The following is an 18,747-nucleotide window of genomic DNA, read 5'->3' on the forward strand; positions in this document are numbered from 1 at the left end:
GGCCGATGCCCAAATCCCAGGTCAAGTCCGGCGCGGAGGTCGACGGCTATACGATCGGCGAATGCGTCCATGCCGGCGGCATGGCGACGCTATGGACGGTCACCCATCCCGGCATCGATGGCCCGCTGCTGATGAAGGTCCCGCGAGCCTCGGAAGGCGAGGATCCCGCCGCGATCGTCTCCTTCGAGATGGAGATGATGATCCTGCCGCGACTCGCCGGTCCGCACGTGCCGCACTGCTATGGCACCGGCGATTTCGCTCGCCAGGCCTATGCCGTGATCGAGCGCATTCCCGGAACCACGCTGTACAAGCGGCTGCCCGATCTGCCGCTGCCTTACGAGGAGGCGCGGCTGCTGGTTGCCAAGATCGCGGCTGCACTCGCCGATCTGCACCGGCAGAACGTCATCCATCACGATATCAAGCCGAGCAGCGTCATGTTCCGCGAGAGCGGCGAGGCGGTGCTGATCGATTACGGCCTGTCGCATCACGATCATCTGCCCGACCTGCTGCAGGCGGAGTTCCGTCTGCCTTACGGCACCGCGCCATACATGGCACCGGAGCGGCTGCTGGGCGTGCGTGACGATCCGCGCAGCGATCTGTTCTCTCTCGGCGTGCTGCTGTACTTCTTCACGACTGGCGAGCGTCCGTTCGGCGAAGGCGAGACGCTGCGCGCGATGCGACGGAGACTGTGGCGCGATCCGCATCCGCCGCGAAGCTTGCGGGCCGACTATCCGCCCTGGCTCCAGGAGGTGGTGCTGCGGTGTCTCGAGATCGAGCCGGTCCGGCGCTATCCGACCGCAACGCAGCTCGCCTTCGATCTCGCGCACCCAACACAGGTCAGGCTGACCGCGCGTTCGGAGCGGATGAAGCGCGATCCCTGGAGCGTGGCATGGCGGCGCCGTTTCAACCAGGATGCCACGCAGCCACGGGCGAAGCCGGATGTTGCCGAGCAGATCGCCTCAAGCCCGATCCTTGCAGTCGCGCTCGACACGGTAGAAGGTGAGCCGGAGTTGAATGAGGCGCTACGCGTCACCACGGAGCGCATTCTCGCCACGCTGCCGTCAGCGCGGCTCGCCTGCATCAATGTGCTGAAGCTCAACCGCATCGCCATCGACAAGACGCTGGACGAGCAGGGCTCCAACAAGCATATCGACCGCCTGGTCGCGCTCAGGCATTGGGCCACGCCCCTGAAGCTCGACGAGAGCCGGCTGTCGGTTCACGTGCTGGAGGCGGTCGATCCCGCTACGGCACTGCTGGAATTCGCCGAGATCAACCAGGTCGACCAATTCATCATCGGCGCCCGGCAGAGCTCATTCAGGCGCACGCTGCTTGGCAGCATCTCGGCCAAGGTGGCGGCGGAAGCGACCTGCACCGTCACCGTGGTGCGGCCGCCGCGGATGGCTATTGCCAAACCGGACGCCGGCGTGGTGTGGGGCTAGGAAAGTTCAGGCCGCGTGGGCGGTGTGGACCGAACGCTTGCGGCGGATCGGCCAAGAGAACTGAGGGCCGGGCTCGCCGTGATCCGGACTGCCGCCGAAGTACTGGATGATCTCGCGGCAGGGCTCGCAGTTGAAGAGGTTACGCGACGCGGACGCCTTGGTCATTTCCTTCAGGCAGTTCGGGCAATGCGGTTTCATTGGCTTAGTCCAGTATGAAATTTCAATGCCGGCGCGGTGACCGGAACGGGACGTCCAGGTCGGCCGTCTCGGCGCCCGGATCGTCGCGCATCTCGCCTTCGGAGCGTTCGAGCCGACCGAAGAAATAGTCGAGGTTCGGATGCGGGCGCCGCGGGATGCGACACCTGCGTTTCGGCTGACGCTTCACGAGGGCGATCTGCATGGTGTCAGCCCGGATAGCGGTTGCGACCGATGATGCGGGTCGAACGTGCCGGGACCTGGACCGGTCCGGCCGATGGGCCGAACACAACGAACGCACAAAAACCGATCCACAACGCCACGCCAGTCCAAACCAGGGTCGTCGTCATGATGTGCTCCTGTCAAATCAGGCAGGAATCACTAGCGGTGATTTGCGCGAATCAGGGAAGCCCGGAGGAGTACGGGTCGTGGTTGCAATTTTAGGCATTGCGCGTCGCAACACCCGTAAGAACCGCAGATTTGCGGGCGTTCGCGTCGCTCTGAGAGCTTCAGATTGCTTCGCCGCGGGCCCCGAGCGCCGCGTTGCGGATCGCTGCAATATTGTTCTTGTAGGCGTCCTGCGTGCCGCCCTTGAACACGGAGGTGCCGGCGACGAACGCATTGGCGCCGGCAGCTGCGAGCGCGCCGGCGACATCGGGGCCGACGCCGCCATCGACCTCGATATCGATCGGACGCCCCGCCGTCATCGCGCGGATGTCGCGGATCTTGCCGATCGCGGAGGGAATGAAGGCTTGACCGCCGAACCCGGGATTGACCGACATCACCAGCACGAGATCGACGAGATCAAGCACGTATTCGAGCACGCTGATCGGCGTGCCCGGATTGAGCGAGACGCCGGCCTTCTTGCCGAGTGCGCGGATGGCCTGGAGCGAGCGGTGCAAATGCGGACCCGCCTCGGCATGCACGGTGATGTGGTCGCAGCCGGCCTTGGCGAAGGCCTCGAGATAGGGATCGCAGGGCGAGATCATCAGATGCGCATCGAACACCTTCTTGGTGTGCGGGCGCATCGCCTTGATGACGTCAGGGCCGTAGGAGATGTTGGGGACGAAGTGACCGTCCATCACATCGAGATGGAGCCAGTCGGCGCCGGCCGCATCCACCGCGCGGACCTCCTCGCCGAGCTTCGAGAAATCCGAGGCCAGAATCGAGGGCGCGATGGCCAGGGGGCGGTGGGCGAAAGCTTGGGTCATGGCGCTGTTTCCCGGGCGGCAGGGGCGAATGGCCTCGCCTAACATGGGCCTCACAGCCGGGCAATGCAGGGGCGGTCAGCTTCCTGTGGGCGGAAAATTCTGCCGCCGCCGGCATGAATTGCCGATGTTCCCGCACTCCGCAAAGCGCCGCCGTGCCGGATTTCATTGAGCTTTTTTCGCTGGCACGACGCTTGCTGACCTTAATGGCCGGAACATTGGCCGCGGCATGCCGCATGGGTTGGAGTTGTGCAATGTTGTTCGCGCTTGGCGCCGTCTCGACTGCGCTTGATGCCATTCAATCGCTGACGAGCTCGAAATCGTCCTCGACGCAGCAGACCGGCTCGTCGCAAGGCGCGACCAATCCGTTCGCGATCGACAGCAGCAACAGCATCAGCAGTTCAACCAGCAGCGCGGCTCCGTCGGTGAATGCGGGCTACTATCCGCAGATCTCCCCGGAGACGATGAATGCGCTGTTCGCCGCGCAAAGCCAGTCGAATTCATCGACCAGCTCAGCATCGTCGAGCGCGACATCCTCGGCCCCGATGAGCCGTGATGACGCGCTGAAGGATCTGTTCTCGAAGCTGGACGCCAATGGCGATGGCCAGATCAGCAAGTCCGAGTTCGAGAACGCGCTCGGCGCCGGGGGCACCAATCTGGCGCAGGCCGACGACGTGTTCTCCAAGCTCGATACCAATTCGGACGGCAGCGTCAGCCTCGACGAGATGTCGAAGGCGCTGAAGGGCGCCGGCGGCCATCATGGTGGTCACCACCACGCGCACGCGGCGAGCGGCTCGGGCGACGCGTCGGGCAGCGGTTCGGATTCCTCCTCGTCGTCGTCGAGCGGCGGGTCGACCTCGACCACCACGACCGCCGCCGACGGCTCGACCACCACCACCGTCACCTATGCCGACGGTTTCAAGATGACGACGACAGTGCCGGGCGCCTCCAACTCGTCGAACGGCTCGGGCGGCGGCAGTTCGCCCTATGACTGGTTCGGCCAGATGATGCAGCGCCAGGCCCAGACCGCAGCGGGTTCTGCGGCTTCGTCGATGTCGATGAGCGTGTAAGGCGCTCTCCGAGATCCTAGCCAAACCGATCCTTCCACGCCGGCTGCGCACCCGGGAACGGCAGCGCGGTTGCGCTGTAGACGCCGCGGGCGATCGCGCGGGCGACCACGTTGGCGGCGACCATGCCGAGCTCGGTGAGGCCGACGATCGGATCGATCGGCTTTGCGCATGTCGCGGCGGCGAACAGCACGTCACCATCGGTCGGGGCATGCACCGGATAGATCGCACGCGCAAAGCCGGTGTGCGCGATCATCGCCAGCCGTTTGGCCTGGGGCTTGCTCAGCACCGCATCGGTGACGACGACGCCAATCGTGGTGTTCTCGCGCTCGGTTGCGGCAGGACCACCCTTGATGCGCATCTTGAGCATGTCGTCGGTGAATTTGTCGGGCAGTCCGCGGCCGCCGAACTCGCCGCCAACCTCGAACGGCGCCGCCCAGAACCAGGGTCCGTCGCCGACGGTGGCGCTGCCGACCGCATTGACGGCGATGAGCGCCGCGACCTTGACGCCGCTGCTGGTGACTGCGGATGCCGAGCCGAGCCCGCCCTTGAACGTCGCTGTGGTGGCCCCCAGGCCCGCGCCGGCGCTGCCGAGCGCAAATTCGCGCCCGGCTGAGGCGGCCGCGGCATAGCCGAGATCGCGATAGGGCGCGAAGCGGCCCCATGCCTTGTCGCCGCCGTTGAGCAGATCGAACAGGATCGCGCCGGGCACGATCGGGATCAGGGCCTCGCGGACGCGGAAGCCGCGGCCCTGCTCGGCAAGCCAGGCCTGGATGCCGCCGCCGGTCTCGATGCCGAAGGCAGAGCCGCCCGACAGCGCAATCGCGTCGACGCGCTCGACCGTATTGGCGAGGCCAAGCAGCGCGTCCTCGCGCGTGCCGGGGCCGCCGCCGCGGATGTCGATCGCCGCAACCGCGGGCTCGTCGAACACGATTGCCGTTGCGCCCGACGCAAGCTCTGCGTCATCGGCATGGCCGACGCGGACGCCGGCGATATCGGTGAGGAGGTTTTTCAAGGACGGCACTCCATGCGGCTGGCACGGTCTCAGCGATAGCGCACGCGCGCGGCGCGCTCAACTCGCCAGCGCCGTCCTGAGCATCTTGGCGAGCTCCGACTTGCGATAGGGCTTGGCCAGCAGCAGCACGCCGGAATCCAGTCGGCCATGATGGACGATGGCGTTTTCGGTGTAGCCCGAGGTGAACAGCGTCTTCAGCTCCGGTCGCCGCCGTGCCGCCTCGTCGGCGAGCTGGCGGCCGTTCATGTTGCCGGGCATGATGACGTCGGTGAACAGCAGATCGATGCCCTTGTCGGCATCGATGATGACGAGGGCTTCGGCGGCGTTGGCCGCCTCGAGCGCGGCATAGCCGAGGCTCTTGATCTGGGTCACGACATACTGCCGCACCAGCGCGTCGTCCTCGACGATCAGGATCTTCTCGTCGCCGCCGGTGACCGGCACGTTCTGGAGCTGTTCGTACTCGGTCTCCTGGACGCCGCTGGATCGCGGCAGGTAGATCTTCACGCTCGTGCCGTGGCCTTCCTCGCTGTAGATCTTGATGTGGCCGCCCGACTGCTTGACGAAGCCGAACACCATGCTGAGGCCAAGGCCCGTGCCCTTGCCGACCTCCTTGGTGGTGAAGAACGGATCGAACACCCGTTCGAGCAGCCCGGCCGGAATGCCCGAGCCGGTGTCGCTGACCGCGATCATCACGTAATTGCCGGCGACGACATCGGGATTCATGCTGGCATAGCCGTCGTCGAGGAAGATGTTGCGGGTCTCCAGCACCAGCGTGCCGCCGTTGGGCATGGCGTCGCGCGCGTTCAGAGCGAGATTGAGGATCGCCGTCGAAAGCTGGCTCGGATCGATCAGTGCCGGCCAGGCATCTTCGGTGAGTTGCGGCATGATCGTGATCTGCTCGCCGAGCGTCGGATGCAGGAGCTTTGCGGCCTCCAGCACCAGCGCATTGACATCGATCTCGCGCGGCTGGAGCGGCTGTTTGCGGGCGAAGGCGAGCAGATGCTTGGTCAGCTGCGCGCCGCGCTCGGCGGCGTCGTCGATCAGCTTGGTGATGGCAGCAAGCTCTGGCCGGTCGGCGACCGCGTCCGCCAAAATACCGATCGTGCCGGTGATGACGGTGAGCACGTTGTTGAAATCGTGGGCGACGCCGCCGGTCAGCTGGCCGATGGAATCCATCTTCTGCGCCTGCCGGAACTGGGCTTCGGCGGCTTGCTTTTCGGTCAGGTCGCGGCCGATGAAGAAATGACGCTTCACCGGCTCCGACCAGTTTCCAACCCAGTTCAGCGAGACTTCGTGACCGTCATAGTGGTAATAGCGCGCCTCGAAGCTGCGCTTGGTCTGACCGCGCCGCGCGGCACGCATCTCTTCGCGCGTCCTGTCCAGGTCGTCAGGGTGGATGAAATCGATCGCGCTGTGCCCGATCATGTCTTCCGGGCTCAGGCCGAGGATATCCTTCACGCTCGGGCTGACCTGGATGAAATTGCCGTAGCCGTCCGTGACCAGGATCAGGTCCTGTGATGTCTCGAAAATACGCTCGCGTTCCTCGATCTCGCGGCGCAGCTTCTCGCGCGATTGCTTTTCCTCGGTGATGTCGTGGGCGATCTTGGAGGCGCCGATGATCTCGCCATTGTCCGATCGCAGCGGCGAGACGGTCAGGACGACGTCGATCTGCCGGCCGTCCTTGCGGATGCGGACCGTCTCGTGCTGGGCGATCGACTCGTTGCTGCTGATACGGTTGAGAAGACCCCTGGCTTCAGCCTTCCGATCCTCAGGCACCACGAGATAGATTGATTGACCGACGGCTTCAGTGGCCGAATAGCCGAACAGGCGCTCGGCAGCCCTGTTCCAGCCCGTGATGCGGCCGTCGAGCGACTCGGTGATGATGGCGTCGTTGGAGGATTCGACCACGGCGCCGTAGAGCGCGAGGCGCTTGCCGTAATAGTCGCGGTCGAACGCCGATTGCTCGCGCAGCCGGCCGACGAGGCCCATGGTGCTCGCCTGGAGGCGGACATTCTCGATCAAGAGCACGGCGAGCACGAAGCTCGCGGCGAACAGGCCGTAGATGCGGCCGGCGTAGAAGCCGAGGTCGTAGCGGGCGATGTTGACGATGGCCGACAGCGCGATGTCAAACAGCCAGGCGCACATCGTGACCATCAGCCAGACGTCGATCACGGTATGCGGCTTGCGGAACCACAGCGTGATCAGCGCCGCGAAGCTCAACGACCAGATAAAGGACACGACGCCGATCATGGTTGCGGTGTAGCGGCCGTCCCTTAGCAAGACCGGCAACAGGTCGTGCCGCGCGGTGACGGTCCAGGCGATGACGATCATCGCGACAATGACGGCGAGCACGGTGAGCACGATCGACCGCTGCGTCTGTCCCTCGATCTTGTTGCCACCGTTGCCGTCCTTCAGCCAGCCATAGGCCAACACGAAGAGCGGGAATCCGGCGTGCCAGATCATGTAGAGCCAGACCGTGGTCTGGGTGCCGGCGCCCAGCAAACCCGTCGGCGAGAACAGTCCGGGGAAGGTGAGGGCGTGCGTCACCGCCGCCGCTGCGGTGAACAGATACCCTGCCGACAGCAGCAGCAACGCGCGGCTGCGCAGGACCGCGAATTGCGACAGCAGCAGAACCGCGGTAATGATGTCGCTGACGGCGAGCGCCGACTGGTAGCTGGCCACGAAGGCCGGCACCTCGATCAAGGGAGTCCCCGCGAAGGGGACAGCCAGCGCGAACAGGATCGCGGAGATTCCGACGATCGCCAGCGCTGCGGTGCGATCGCTCTGCGCCGCCGGCAAGGTCGAAAGGAATGTGCTTCGGTCGTTTCTGGCGTGCACGTTGACCTCTCGCAGGGGCAGCATGGGTAGTCCACGTGACTTCATTGGCCGGCTGCCTTGGCGTGTCGGCCTTGGCCTCCATGGTAACCCGCTCTGGGCGCGTGTCCCGAGGGGATACGCCTACGACTCAACCGAGGGTTACAGCTTACTTAACTGGGACAGGGAATCGGAATAGGGAATCGGTAAGGTTGGCTTTACTGGACGGACCCATACTGCCTTGCCGTACGTCGCCGTTTGAATTGAACCAATTAATGATACGAATCCGGGAGTTGTTCCCATGCCCCGTGTCCTTGTTGTGGATGACCAGAAGGACGTCCGCGCCATGGTCTCGATTGTCCTTCGGGTCAACCATTATGACGTGGTTGAAGCCGAGAGTGGTGTGGCCGGCCTCAAGGCCTTTGGCGAAGAGGTTTTCGACGCGGCCATTGTCGACATTTTCCTGAGTGACACCAGCGGTATCGAGGTCATGGCCGCCATCCGGGAACGGGTTCCCGGATTTCCGATTGTGGCGGTGTCAGGCATGACGACACTGGATTTCATCGGTGAGGCGCCTGGCCTCGATGGCGTGGTCTGCCTGCAAAAGCCGTTTCGGCCGAACGATCTGCTGCAAGCGCTTCGGAAGGCGCAGGCAGCTGCGGGCGGCGAGCTGTCTGCAGCCGTCTGACCGGCTTGCAAAAAAAACGCCCCGGCGGACCGGGGCGCTGACGTCGATCTGGTTAAAAGGTCAGGCGCCCTGTCTCAGGTGCCGTTGGCATTGAGTTCGGCGTAGCCGCCCTTGGCGTCCCACTTGTAGACGACATAGTCGATCTGCTTGATGTCGCCCTTGGCGTCATATTCGAGCGGACCAAGCACCGTATCCCACTTGCCGGCCTTGATAGTCTCCATGACCTTCTTGGCGTCGGTGGTGCCGGCTTTCTTGACGGCCTGAGACCAGACCTGCATCGCGGCATAGGTGTAGAGCGTGTAACCTTCCGGATCGATGCCCTTGGCCTTGAAGGCCTCAACGATCTTCTTCGCGCTCGGCTTGTTGCGCGGATCGGGACCGAAGGTGAACAGCGTGCCTTCGCCGGCCGGGCCCGTGATCGAGGCGTATTCCTTGTCGGCCAGCGCGTCGCCCGACATCAGGACCGTCTTCATGCCCTGGTCGCGCATCTGGCGCAGGATCAGGCCTGCCTCCTGGTGATAGCCGCCGACATAGACGAGGTCGATGTTCTCCTTCTTCAGGCGCGAGACGATCGCGTTGAAGTCCTTGTCGCCCTTGTTGTAGGACTCGTAGAGCTTCTCGGTGACGCCGGCCTTGTTGAGCGCCTTCTTGGTCTCATCCGCCAGACCCTTGCCGTAGGTGGTCTTGTCGTTGAGAATCGCGATGTTCTTGCCCTTGAAGTTCTTCGCGATGTACTGCGCGGCGATCAGGCCCTGTTGATCGTCTCGGCCGCAGACGCGCGCCACGTTCCAGAGCTTGCGCTCGGTGAACAGCGGGTTCGTCGAGGCGGGCGTGATCTGGAGGACATTACCGTCGGCATAAGCTTCCGAAGCCGGGATCGACGACGACGAGCAGAAGTGGCCCGCGACGAACGGGATCTTCGCACCCGCGATCTTTTCGGCAACCGAGCGGGCCTGCTTGGGATCGCAGGCATCGTCCTCGGCATCGAGCACCAGCTTCTTGCCGGCAACGCCGCCGGCGGCATTGAGGTCGGCAATCGCCAGGTCGGCGCCGTTCTTCATCTGGCGGCCGAAGGCGGATTCGGTGCCGGTCATCGGGCCCGCGACTGCGATGGTGAGGTCGTCTGCGAACGCCGCCGTTGACAGCGCAACGGAAGCGCCGAGTGCCAGACCGATGAGTTTCAGTGATTTCATGAGATACCTCGCGGGTGATCGTCTGTGGGAGTTGCCGGGCAAGCCCGGTTCAAACCGGCGCCATTCTTCAATGAATTGTTCGAGAAGTCACCGGCAAAATACGGGCATTTGCAAAGATATCTCGCCGTATTCGGCCGCACGCGAGGGCTGTCAGGCGTGCCGGCCGCCTTCCAGGTAGGCCGCGCGAATCTCAGGGCGCTGCAGCAACTCGGCGCCGGTCCCGGCCAGCGTGATCAGGCCGTTGACCATGACATAGCCGCGGTGGGCGAGTTTCAGTGCATGGTTGGCGTTCTGCTCGACAATGAGAACGGTCAGGCCGTCCTGGCGGTTCAGGGTACGGATCGCATCGAAGATCTGCCGCGCGATGAGGGGCGCGAGCCCCAGCGAGGGTTCATCGAGCAGCAGAAGGCGCGGGCGGCTCATCAGCGCCCGGCCGATCGCCAGCATCTGCTGCTCGCCGCCCGACAGGGTTCCGCCGCGCTGCATGACGCGTTCCTTCAACCGTGGGAACAGCGCGAACACGCGCTCCAGGGTGCTTTCCCGCTCCGCCGCGGTGGAATCGGTGACGTCGGCGCCCATCTGGAGGTTTTCCGCGACGCTCATGCGCGGGAAGATGCGGCGGCCCTCCGGCGACTGAGCGATACGCAAATGCGCGATCTGATGGGTCGGGACAGAGGAAATGTCCCTGCCGTCGAACAGGATCTGGCCGGCGCGGGCGCGCGGCTTGCCGAAGATCGTCATCATCAGCGTCGACTTTCCGGCGCCGTTGGCGCCGATCAGCGCGACGATCTCGCCGGCATTGATCTCGACATCGACGCCCTTCAAAGCCTCGATCTTGCCGTAGGCGGCGCGCAGGCCGCGGATCGCGAGCAGGGGAGTGGCAGCCGTCACGATCCGCTCTCCATCACGGCCGCAGCCTCTTCCTCGTCGGTGCCAAGATAGGCGGCGATCACCTTCGGGTCGTCGCGCACCTCCCGCGGCGTGCCTTCCGCGATCTTCACGCCATGGTCCATCACCACGATGTGGTCCGATATCTCCATCACCACCGACATATCGTGCTCGATGAGCAGGATCGAGGTGCCGAGCTCGCCGCGGATCGACCGCAGCAGCTCGCTCAGCGATGCACTCTCGCGTGCATTGAGGCCGGCGGCGGGTTCGTCCAGGCAGAGCAGCGCGGGCTCAGTGCACATCGCGCGCGCGATCTCGAGCCGGCGCTGGTCGCCATAGGCGAGGTTGCCTGCGGCATCGTCGGCGCGGTCGAGCAGATTGATCCGTTTGAGCCAGTCGGTCGCGAGCGCGATCGCGCGCTTTTCGGCGTCGCGATAGGTGGGGACGCCGATCAGGCCGAGAAACGTAAAGCCTGATGCGCGCATCAAGGCGTTGTGCTGTGCCACCATCAGGTTCTCGAGCGCCGTCATGCCGGGAAAGAGGCGGATGTTCTGGAAGGTTCGGGCGACCTTGGCCTGCTTGGCGATGCGGAAGTCGTTCAGCCGCTCCAGCGCGGTCTGCCTGCCGTCGTCATGATTGAGACGAATGGCGCCGCCGGTCGGCTTATAGAAGCCGGTGATGCAGTTGAAGACAGTGGTCTTGCCAGCGCCGTTCGGTCCGATCAGCGCGGTGATCTTCCCCCGTTCGGCTGCAAACGACAGGTCCTGCACGGCGACGATGCCGCCGAACCGCATGGTGAGCCGGTCGACGCTGAGAATTGGTTCGCCGCTCACCCGTGGCCCTCCTTGACGAGGTCGGAGGAGATCGCCTGCGCCTTGGTCAGATACACGGTCGGCGCGCGATGGCCGATGATTCCGCGCGGTCGCCAGATCATGATGAGCACCATCGCCATGCCGAACACCAGCATGCGGTAGGTCTCGAGGCCGCGGAACAGCTCGAAGCCGCCGATCATGGTGAGGGCGGCGAGCGCGACACCGAGCTGCGAGCCCATGCCGCCGAGCACGACGATGGCAAGCACCAGCGCCGATTCCTGGAAGGTGAAGGATTCCGGGCTGATGAAGCCCTGGCGTGTTGCGAAGAACGCACCGGCAAAGCCACCAAACATCGCGCCGGTCGCGAACGCCGTGAGCTTGGTGGTCGTGGTGTTGATGCCGAGCGCGCGGCAGGCCACCTCGTCCTCGCGCAGCGCTTCCCAGGCGCGGCCGATCGGCAGGCGGCGCAGGCGGATCGTCACCCAGTTGGTGAGCAGCGCCAGCGCCAGGATCAGGTAGAACAGGAATATGATGCGATGGGTCGGCGAGTACTCGATGCCGAGCTTGGCGGCGAGCCCGTCATCACTGTTGTCGAGCGGAATGCCGAACAAGGTGGGGCGGGGAATACCGGAGACACCGTTGGGGCCGCCGGTCAGTGATTGCCAGTTGAGGATGACCAGCCGGATGATCTCGCCGAAAGCGAGGGTCACGATGGCGAGATAGTCGCCGCGCAACCGCAGCACCGGAAAGCCGAGCATGACCCCCCAGATCGCGGCGAGCATGCCGGCGAGCGGAAGGCAAACCCAGAACGACCAGCCGAAATTCGTGGCGAGCAGCGCATAGGAATAGGCACCCACGGCGTAGAAGGCGACATAGCCGAGGTCGAGCAGGCCGGCGAGCCCGACCACGACGTTCAGGCCCCAGCCGAGCATCACGTAGGTGAGCACGAGGATGCCGAGGTCGAGGATATAGCGCTGATTGTAGAAGATGACAGGAACGAGCAGGGTGAAGACGAGCAGGGCCGGACCCAGGAAGCGGCCCGCCAGTGACAGGCTGCGCTGGATCGGCGCTGGCACGAGCTTTTCCGCGCCGGTCGGTCCGATCCATTGCCGCAGCAGCTCAATGACGATGGAGCCGCCGAACACGAGGCCGACGATGGAGGCGAGGTCGCCGAAGCGCGTCCACCAGGTCAGCTGCCCGTCGGGGCCGGCCTCGGTGCGGATGCCGATCATCAGCGAGAACAGCACCAGCGCAACGCATGCGCTGAGGAAAGCTTTTTTCAGGATGAACGGAATGCCCACCGTGCGGCCGGCCTGCGTGGTTTCGGTTGAAAGGGCTGTCACGCGAGGGGCCCGTCAGACTTTTTCGACTTCCGGCCGGCCAAGCAGACCGGTCGGCATGAAGATCAGGACGATGATCAGGATCGAGAAGGCGGCGACGTCCTTGTACTCCACCGAGAAATAGGCCGACCAGAGGGTCTCGATCAGGCCGATCGCGAGCCCGCCCAGCACCGCGCCGGGCAGCGAGCCGATGCCGCCCAGCACGGCCGCTGTGAACGCCTTGATCCCTGCAACGAAGCCCATGAAGAAATCGACCTGGCCGTAATAGAGCAGGTACATCATGCCCGCGACGGAGGCGAGCGCCGCGCCGATCACGAAAGTCATGGAAATGGTTCGATCGACGTCGACGCCGAGCAGCGCCGCCATGGTCTGGTCCTGCTCGCAGGCCCGCATGTCGCGGCCGAGCCGTGTCCGCGAGACAAGCCAGGTGAACATGGCCAGCAGCACGATGGTGACCAGCACGACCATGATCTGCATGTTGGAGAGCTGCACCGCAAACCCCTCGGGACCTTCATGCAGCGTGTAGCCGCCCGTGATGATCGGCGGGACCGGCTTGACGCGGGCGCCCTGCGCGACTTGCGAATAGTTCGTCAGCACGAAGGACATGCCGATCGCCGACAGCATCGGTGCGAGCCGGAAGGAGTGCCGCAGCGGCCGATAGGCGATGCGCTCGACTGTCCAGCCATAGAGTGCGGTGACCGCCATCGCGACCAGCAGGACGAGCAGCAAGATCAGTGGGATCGCAGTCAGACCGAGCGACACCAGGAGCAGGAAGGAGATCAGCGCGATGAAGCCGCCGATCATGAAGATGTCGCCATGGGCGAAATTGATCATGCCGACGATGCCGTAGACCATCGTGTAGCCGATCGCGATCAGACCGTAGATGGAGCCGAGCACGAGGCCGTTGATGAGCTGCTGGGCGAAATAATCCATAGGCTGCCGTTACCAAACCTGACGTTGAAAGGGAGCTCTCGAGAGAGTGCGTACGTTTCTTCTCGGGCCCGGCAGCCCCGTCTTCTTCCCGTTTTGTAACAGGAGGGAACTGGCGGCCGCAACTGGTGATGCCTTGGCATAAAGGCTTGTACAGAGCTGATTTCGGTTTCGGATGTCAGCTCCCGGTTCCGCACCTGCGAGGAACCGGGTTCCGCGGAGCAACCAAAAACGTCGCCGGCAGTTGTCTCCGACTGACGTCCAACAAGGGAGTTTCCCCCAATGACGAAGCAGCAGAACCAGAATCCGGGCCAGCAGAACCAGAGCCCCGGCCAGCAGCGCCCGAGCCAGCAACCAGGGCAGCAGCAGGGCGGCGGCCAGAAACCCGGACAGCAGCAGCAGAACGATCCGATGCGCCAAGGCGACAAGCCCGGCCAGCAGCAGGGCGGCAAGCAGGACAACAGACTGGATTGAACGTCCAGGGAGTAGCGTCGCGTGGCCCCGCCGAAAGGCGGGGCCTTATTCTTTGGAAGGTGCTGGTCATTCCGGGGCGATGCAAAGCATCGAACCCGGAATCTCGAAATTTCGGGTTCGGCTCTACGAGCCGCCCCGGAACGACGAGCTTATCCACACGCCGATTAAGGTAAACAAAGGGTTTAAATTGCCGCCGCAGTCCGGTGCGAGTTAGCTCCCGGCAAAGCCTTACCTCGAAGGCATGTAGACGAAGCGGGAAGCGGCATGTTCAGAAATTGGCGGATCGGCTCGGTCAACGGCGCGCTGCTGGCAGCTTATTTCATCCCGGCCTGGACGGTGGTCGCCTTCAACATCGTAGTGGCGCCGGTGCACGGTCTCTACGAGCGGCCGAGCGTCGCGGTGGCGCTGTTCCTCAGCGACCAGCTGCAGATGTCTGGCGTAAGCACGGTGCGCGCTGCCTGGCTGCTGGCGCTCGGACGGCTGACCGTGGTGGCGTTCTTTGCGATCTGTCTTGCGCTTCTGGCCATTCCGCGCACCCGCAGGAGCGGGGCCAGCGACGAGGCGCTCGGCATCGCGCTCGCGATCGGCAGCCTGATCTCGTTCGCGAGCATGATCATGGCCTCCAAGGTCCACGAGATGGCCGCCCTTCGGTTGCACGCCACGGAGCTGTTGCTGCTGCTTGGCGCCGCGATCGTGCTGCTGATCGAGCGGCCGGCGCCAGCGCCGAAGACGGTTGCCGTTCCGGATGCCGCGCCGCTAGCCTTTGATAAGGCCGAGCTCCTGCACAATCGCTGAGGCTTCCTTGACGGCGTGGTTCGCCGCCGGGACGCCGCAATAGATTGCCTGCTGCAGCAGGATCTCCTTGATGTCGTCGGCGGTGAAGCCGCCCTCGGCCAGCGCCGCGCGCACGTGCAGGCGGAATTCATCCCATTGTCCGAGCGCGACCATGGTGCCGATGACCAGCACGCGCCGCGTCCGCTCGTCGAAATGCGGCCGCGTCCAGATCTCGCCCCAGGCATAGCGCGTGATCATGTCCTGGAAATCGGTATTGAAGGAGTTGCGGTTCGCGATCGATTTGTCGACCCAGGCATTGCCAAGCACCTTGCGGCGTACGGTCATGCCGGCATCGCGGCGCTTCTGGTCGTCCATTGTGCTTCTCCGGATCAGTCATTCCGGGGCGATGCGAAGCATCGAACCCGGAATCTTGAGATTCCGGGTTCGCCTCTTCGAGGCGCCCCGGAATGACGGTGATTACGACTAACGCTGCGTCAAGAATCCCACCACCGCGTCGGTGAACGCGTGCGGCTGCTCGACATTGGAAATGTGGGCGGCGTCGATGATGGTCATGCTGGCGCCGGGAATGCTCGAGCGGATCATCTCGCCCGCCGAGATCGGGGTTGCCTGATCGTGGCGGCCGGCGATCACCAGCGTCGGGCTCTTGATCTTGGGCAGCAGAGCGCGCTGGTCGAGCGTCGACAGTGCCTCGCAGCAGGCGAGATAGCCCTCGACCGGGGTGGCGACCAGCATCGCCTTCATCCTGGCAGTGATCTCGGGCTCGCGCTCGCGGAAATCCTGCGTCAGCCAGCCGGCGATCACGCCGTCGGCGACCGACGCGATGCCGCCCTTCTTCACGGCGTCGATGCGCTCCAGCCATCTGGTCGGCTCGGCATAGTAGCAGGAGGTGTTGGCGAGGATGAGCTTGCCGAATCTTTCAGGCGCATTGGCGCCGAGCCATTGCCCGACCATGCCGCCCATCGACAGGCCGCACCAATGCACCTTCTCGATGTTGAGGTCGTCGAGGATCGCGAGCACGTCGCGGCCGAAGCGCTCCATTGTGTAGGGGGCGGGCGGCACGTTGGACTTGCCGTGGCCGCGGCGGTCGTAGCGGATGACGCGGAACACTTGCGTCAGCGCCTTCATCTGCGGCTCCCACATCTGCAGCGTACAGCCGAGCGAGTTCGAGAGCATCAAGGTCGGCCCGCCGTCGCGGCCCTCGACGGAGACGTTGATCAGGCAACCGTCGGCATCGATCATCGGCATTGCGGCGTCTCCGTTCAGCTTTATTCACGGTCAAGGTTGTCGAGCAGGCGATCGATCAAGGCCTGTGACGCACCTTGATAGGCCATCGGCTCGAATAATTCCGCAATTTTCTCCGGCGTCAGATGCGCGGTGACCTGCGAATCGGCGGAGAGGATGTCGCGCAAGTGCTTCTTCTCGGCGACCGCGCGCTTGCTCGCGACTTCGATGAGATGATGCGCGTCGCTCTTGCCGATCTTGTCGGCCAGCGCAAAGGTGACGGCCTCCGCCATGATCAGCCCATGCGTCGTATCGAGATTGCTGCGCATGCGCGCCGCATCGACGTCGAGGCCTTCGGCGATGTCGACGATCGCAGCGAGCGCGCCTGATGTGACCAGCATCAATTGCGGCAGCGTCGGCCATTCCGCATGCCAGGGCCCGGCGCTGCGCTCGTGGTCCTGCACTTGTGCTGCAAGGATCGTAGCGGTGAGCTGCGGGGCCATGGTCGCGCAGCCGAGCGCGCTCGCGGCGGCAACAGGGTTGCGTTTGTGCGGCATGGTCGAGGAGCCGCCGCGGCCTTCGCCGGCCGGCTCGAAGGCTTCGCCGACATCGGTCTGCATCATCAGCGAGACGTCGCGGGCGATCTTGCCGCAACTGCCGGCGAGGATCGCGAAGCTCGATGCCGCTTCCGCGATACGGTCGCGATGGGTGTGCCAGGGCGCCTCGGGGAGCGGCAGGTTCAACTCCTGCGCCAGCCGTTCGGCGACCGAGAGCCCTTTGTCCCCGAGCGCTGCGAGCGTGCCGGCGGCGCCGCCGAATTGGAGCGCGAGGCCCTCGCGGCGGAGCCGCCGCAGGCGGCAGCGCGCACGGGCAAGGCTTGAGGCATATTCAGCGGCCTTCAGGCCGAACGGCATCGGCAGAGCGTGCTGGAGCCAGGTCCGCGCCACCATCGCCGTGTTGCGGTGGGCGCGCGCGAGCGCGGCAAAGCCCTTGATGGCGCGGCTGAGGTCGGCATCCAGCGCGTCGATGGCAGCGCGCAAGCTCAGCATGGTCGCGGTATCGATGACGTCCTGGCTGGTCGCGCCCCAATGCACGTAGCGCGCGGCTTCAGCGTCGGCTTTGCCGACATTGGCGGTCAGCAGCTTGACCAGGGGGATCGCGAGATTGCCCGACCGGGTCGCGGCCTCGGCCAGCGCGGTCATGTCGAAGGTCTCGGCCTTGCAGGCCGCTTCGATCGGGCCCACTGCCGACGCGGGAATCACACCGGTCGCGGCCTCGGCCCGGGCCAGGGCTGCCTCGAAATCGAGCATGTTCTGCAGCGTGGACCGGTCGTCGCAAACGGCGCGCATGGCTGCGCTCGACAGCATCGGCGCAAGCAGGGGGGAGAGAGCTGTGGTCATGTTGCGCCGGACCTAATCACCATGATCAGGCTCTGCCAATCCCCCGACTATCAGGACAAGACCTTTTGCAGGTGCGAATATGCATTGCACGTGACCAGGGGCCACCCTTTTCTTTGCGGCCTCCGTGCGTTACTTGAGCATCCCACCTTTTGCGATCCCCGGAGGCACCCCATGGCCATGACAATGAACGGCGAAGTCCAGCTTGCGGCGCCGCGCGAGGCCGTCTGGGAGAAGCTCAACGATCCCGCGGTGCTGAAGGCCTGCATCCCCGGCTGCGAGGAGCTGGAGAAGACCGAGGACGGCGGCTTTCGCGCCACCGCGAAAATGAAGGTTGGTCCGGTTTCGGCGCGCTTCAAGGGCAAGGTGATGCTTTCGGATCTCGACCCGCCGAACGGCTACAAGATCTCAGGCGAAGGCGAGGGCGGAGTGGCTGGCTTTGCCAAGGGCGGCGCCGCGGTGAAGCTTGCCGAGAAGGATGGCGGCACGCTGCTCTCCTATGACGTCGAGGCGCAGATCGGCGGCAAGTTGGCGCAGCTCGGGCAGCGGCTGATCAACGGCACCGCCAAGAAGCTGGCGGACGAATTTTTCGCGAATTTCGTCAAGGCGGTACAGGGCTGACGGCTCTGGCTTTTCGTCATGGCACCTTGTGCTTGGGGCAATGTTGCCCCCGGCCATAATGGCCCATATGATGGGTTGGAATAATTATAAGAAAGAACCGCTTCGACGGGACCCGTCGGGGCGCTGACAGAGAGTGCTTATGGCAAAAATCTCCCTCATCGTGAACGGCAATCCTGTTACCGGCAATGTCGACCCGCGGACGCTTCTGGTGCAGTTCCTGCGCGAGAATCTGCGGCTGACGGGCACCCATGTCGGCTGCGACACCTCGCAGTGCGGCGCCTGCGTCGTGCATCTCGACGGCAAGGCCGTGAAGTCCTGCACCACGCTGGCCGTGATGGCCGACGGCCACGAGGTCAAGACCATCGAGGGATTGGCCGCCGATGGCGCGCCGCTACATCCGATGCAGGAGGCCTTCCGCGAGCACCATGGCCTGCAATGCGGCTTCTGCACGCCGGGCATGATCATGACCGCGATCGACATCGTGCATCGCAAGGGCAACGAGCTCGACGACCATACCATCCGGGAAGAACTGGAAGGCAATCTCTGCCGTTGCACCGGCTACCAGAACATCGTCGCCTCGATCGCCGCCGGCGCCAAGGCGATGGCGAAATCCGATCTCGCGTAACCGCGCCCTCCGCGATCAGGACACA

21 protein-coding genes are annotated in these 18,747 nt (G+C 64.5%); 7 read left to right on the forward strand and 14 right to left on the reverse strand.

What is annotated here, in order from left to right:
• Positions 1 to 5 precede the first annotated feature (5 nt).
• Entirely contained in the window at positions 6 to 1,439 is a 1,434-nt protein-coding gene (locus L6639_RS32705; RefSeq protein ID WP_237865723.1) for a bifunctional serine/threonine-protein kinase/universal stress protein, read from the forward strand.
• Positions 1,440 to 1,445: 6 nt separating this feature from the next.
• Here L6639_RS32705 and L6639_RS32710 read toward each other — a convergent pair whose 3' ends face one another.
• From L6639_RS32710 to rpe, 4 genes are all read right to left on the reverse strand, one after another.
• On the reverse strand, positions 1,446 to 1,637 hold the full coding sequence (locus tag L6639_RS32710) for a hypothetical protein (RefSeq protein WP_237865724.1): 192 nt from the start codon (positions 1,635 to 1,637) through the stop codon (positions 1,446 to 1,448).
• 22 nt (positions 1,638 to 1,659) lie between these two features.
• Positions 1,660 to 1,839 (reverse strand): hypothetical protein, encoded by a 180-nt coding sequence (locus tag L6639_RS32715; protein WP_237865725.1) that lies wholly within the window; start codon positions 1,837 to 1,839, stop codon positions 1,660 to 1,662.
• A 4-nt stretch (positions 1,840 to 1,843) separates the two neighbouring features.
• Positions 1,844 to 1,984: a hypothetical protein gene (locus L6639_RS32720; protein ID WP_237865726.1), complete on the reverse strand. Its 141-nt coding sequence runs from the start codon at positions 1,982 to 1,984 to the stop codon at positions 1,844 to 1,846.
• Between the two features lie 159 nt (positions 1,985 to 2,143).
• The gene (gene rpe, locus L6639_RS32725; protein WP_237865727.1) at positions 2,144 to 2,845 is read right to left on the reverse strand and encodes a ribulose-phosphate 3-epimerase; all 702 of its coding nucleotides are present in this window, start codon (positions 2,843 to 2,845) and stop codon (positions 2,144 to 2,146) included.
• A gap of 251 nt (positions 2,846 to 3,096) precedes the next feature.
• Between rpe and L6639_RS32730 the strand changes: the two genes are divergently transcribed.
• Entirely contained in the window at positions 3,097 to 3,912 is an 816-nt protein-coding gene (locus tag L6639_RS32730; protein ID WP_237865728.1) for an EF-hand domain-containing protein, read from the forward strand.
• A 16-nt stretch (positions 3,913 to 3,928) separates the two neighbouring features.
• Here L6639_RS32730 and L6639_RS32735 read toward each other — a convergent pair whose 3' ends face one another.
• A complete protein-coding gene (locus L6639_RS32735; RefSeq protein WP_237865729.1) occupies positions 3,929 to 4,924 on the reverse strand; it encodes a P1 family peptidase in 996 nt (331 codons plus the stop codon).
• A 57-nt stretch (positions 4,925 to 4,981) separates the two neighbouring features.
• On the reverse strand, positions 4,982 to 7,786 hold the full coding sequence (locus L6639_RS32740) for a PAS domain S-box protein (protein WP_237865730.1): 2,805 nt from the start codon (positions 7,784 to 7,786) through the stop codon (positions 4,982 to 4,984).
• A 253-nt stretch (positions 7,787 to 8,039) separates the two neighbouring features.
• Between L6639_RS32740 and L6639_RS32745 the strand changes: the two genes are divergently transcribed.
• Complete coding sequence (locus tag L6639_RS32745) at positions 8,040 to 8,426, forward strand: response regulator (RefSeq protein ID WP_237865731.1); 387 nt, start codon at positions 8,040 to 8,042, stop codon at positions 8,424 to 8,426.
• 74 nt (positions 8,427 to 8,500) lie between these two features.
• Here the strand turns inward: L6639_RS32745 and L6639_RS32750 are convergent, their stop codons facing one another.
• The 5 genes from L6639_RS32750 to L6639_RS32770 form a co-directional block, all read right to left on the reverse strand.
• Positions 8,501 to 9,619, reverse strand: a complete 1,119-nt coding sequence (locus L6639_RS32750; RefSeq protein WP_237865732.1) for a branched-chain amino acid ABC transporter substrate-binding protein — start codon at positions 9,617 to 9,619, stop codon at positions 8,501 to 8,503.
• Positions 9,620 to 9,769: 150 nt separating this feature from the next.
• Positions 9,770 to 10,510, reverse strand: coding sequence for an ABC transporter ATP-binding protein (locus L6639_RS32755; RefSeq protein ID WP_237865733.1), 741 nt, complete (start codon positions 10,508 to 10,510; stop codon positions 9,770 to 9,772).
• Complete coding sequence (locus tag L6639_RS32760) at positions 10,507 to 11,340, reverse strand: ABC transporter ATP-binding protein (RefSeq protein WP_237865734.1); 834 nt, start codon at positions 11,338 to 11,340, stop codon at positions 10,507 to 10,509. Before L6639_RS32760 ends, L6639_RS32755 begins: the two co-directional genes overlap by 4 nt.
• A complete protein-coding gene (gene livM, locus L6639_RS32765) occupies positions 11,337 to 12,662 on the reverse strand; it encodes a high-affinity branched-chain amino acid ABC transporter permease LivM (RefSeq protein ID WP_271604688.1) in 1,326 nt (441 codons plus the stop codon). The genes L6639_RS32760 and livM overlap by 4 nt, the downstream gene beginning before the upstream one ends.
• A gap of 12 nt (positions 12,663 to 12,674) precedes the next feature.
• A complete protein-coding gene (locus tag L6639_RS32770) occupies positions 12,675 to 13,592 on the reverse strand; it encodes an ABC transporter permease subunit (protein ID WP_237865735.1) in 918 nt (305 codons plus the stop codon).
• A gap of 279 nt (positions 13,593 to 13,871) precedes the next feature.
• On the opposite strand from L6639_RS32770, the gene L6639_RS32775 reads away from it, so the two are divergent.
• Both L6639_RS32775 and L6639_RS32780 read left to right on the forward strand, forming a co-directional pair.
• Positions 13,872 to 14,063 (forward strand): hypothetical protein, encoded by a 192-nt coding sequence (locus tag L6639_RS32775; RefSeq protein ID WP_237865736.1) that lies wholly within the window; start codon positions 13,872 to 13,874, stop codon positions 14,061 to 14,063.
• Between the two features lie 264 nt (positions 14,064 to 14,327).
• Positions 14,328 to 14,858, forward strand: coding sequence for a hypothetical protein (locus L6639_RS32780; RefSeq protein WP_237865737.1), 531 nt, complete (start codon positions 14,328 to 14,330; stop codon positions 14,856 to 14,858).
• On the opposite strand, the gene L6639_RS32785 is transcribed toward L6639_RS32780, so the two are convergent.
• The 3 genes from L6639_RS32785 to L6639_RS32795 form a co-directional block, all read right to left on the reverse strand.
• Positions 14,820 to 15,212: a carboxymuconolactone decarboxylase family protein gene (locus L6639_RS32785; protein ID WP_237865738.1), complete on the reverse strand. Its 393-nt coding sequence runs from the start codon at positions 15,210 to 15,212 to the stop codon at positions 14,820 to 14,822. The two genes, L6639_RS32780 and L6639_RS32785, sit on opposite strands and share 39 nt — an antisense overlap.
• Before the next feature lie 108 nt (positions 15,213 to 15,320).
• Complete coding sequence (pcaD, locus tag L6639_RS32790; protein WP_237865739.1) at positions 15,321 to 16,103, reverse strand: 3-oxoadipate enol-lactonase; 783 nt, start codon at positions 16,101 to 16,103, stop codon at positions 15,321 to 15,323.
• Between the two features lie 20 nt (positions 16,104 to 16,123).
• Positions 16,124 to 17,479 carry a 3-carboxy-cis,cis-muconate cycloisomerase gene (locus tag L6639_RS32795; RefSeq protein WP_237865740.1) on the reverse strand — a complete coding sequence of 452 codons (1,356 nt, stop codon included), beginning with the start codon at positions 17,477 to 17,479 and terminating at the stop codon, positions 16,124 to 16,126.
• 171 nt (positions 17,480 to 17,650) lie between these two features.
• Here L6639_RS32795 and L6639_RS32800 point away from each other — a divergent pair, with 171 nt between their 5' ends.
• On the forward strand, positions 17,651 to 18,097 hold the full coding sequence (locus L6639_RS32800; protein ID WP_237865741.1) for an SRPBCC family protein: 447 nt from the start codon (positions 17,651 to 17,653) through the stop codon (positions 18,095 to 18,097).
• Between the two features lie 139 nt (positions 18,098 to 18,236).
• A complete protein-coding gene (locus L6639_RS32805; RefSeq protein WP_237865742.1) occupies positions 18,237 to 18,722 on the forward strand; it encodes a (2Fe-2S)-binding protein in 486 nt (161 codons plus the stop codon).
• The last annotated feature ends 25 nt before the right edge of the window (positions 18,723 to 18,747 follow it).

It is taken from the genome of Bradyrhizobium zhengyangense, assembly GCF_022012555.1.
Lineage (GTDB): Bacteria > Pseudomonadota > Alphaproteobacteria > Rhizobiales > Xanthobacteraceae > Bradyrhizobium > Bradyrhizobium zhengyangense.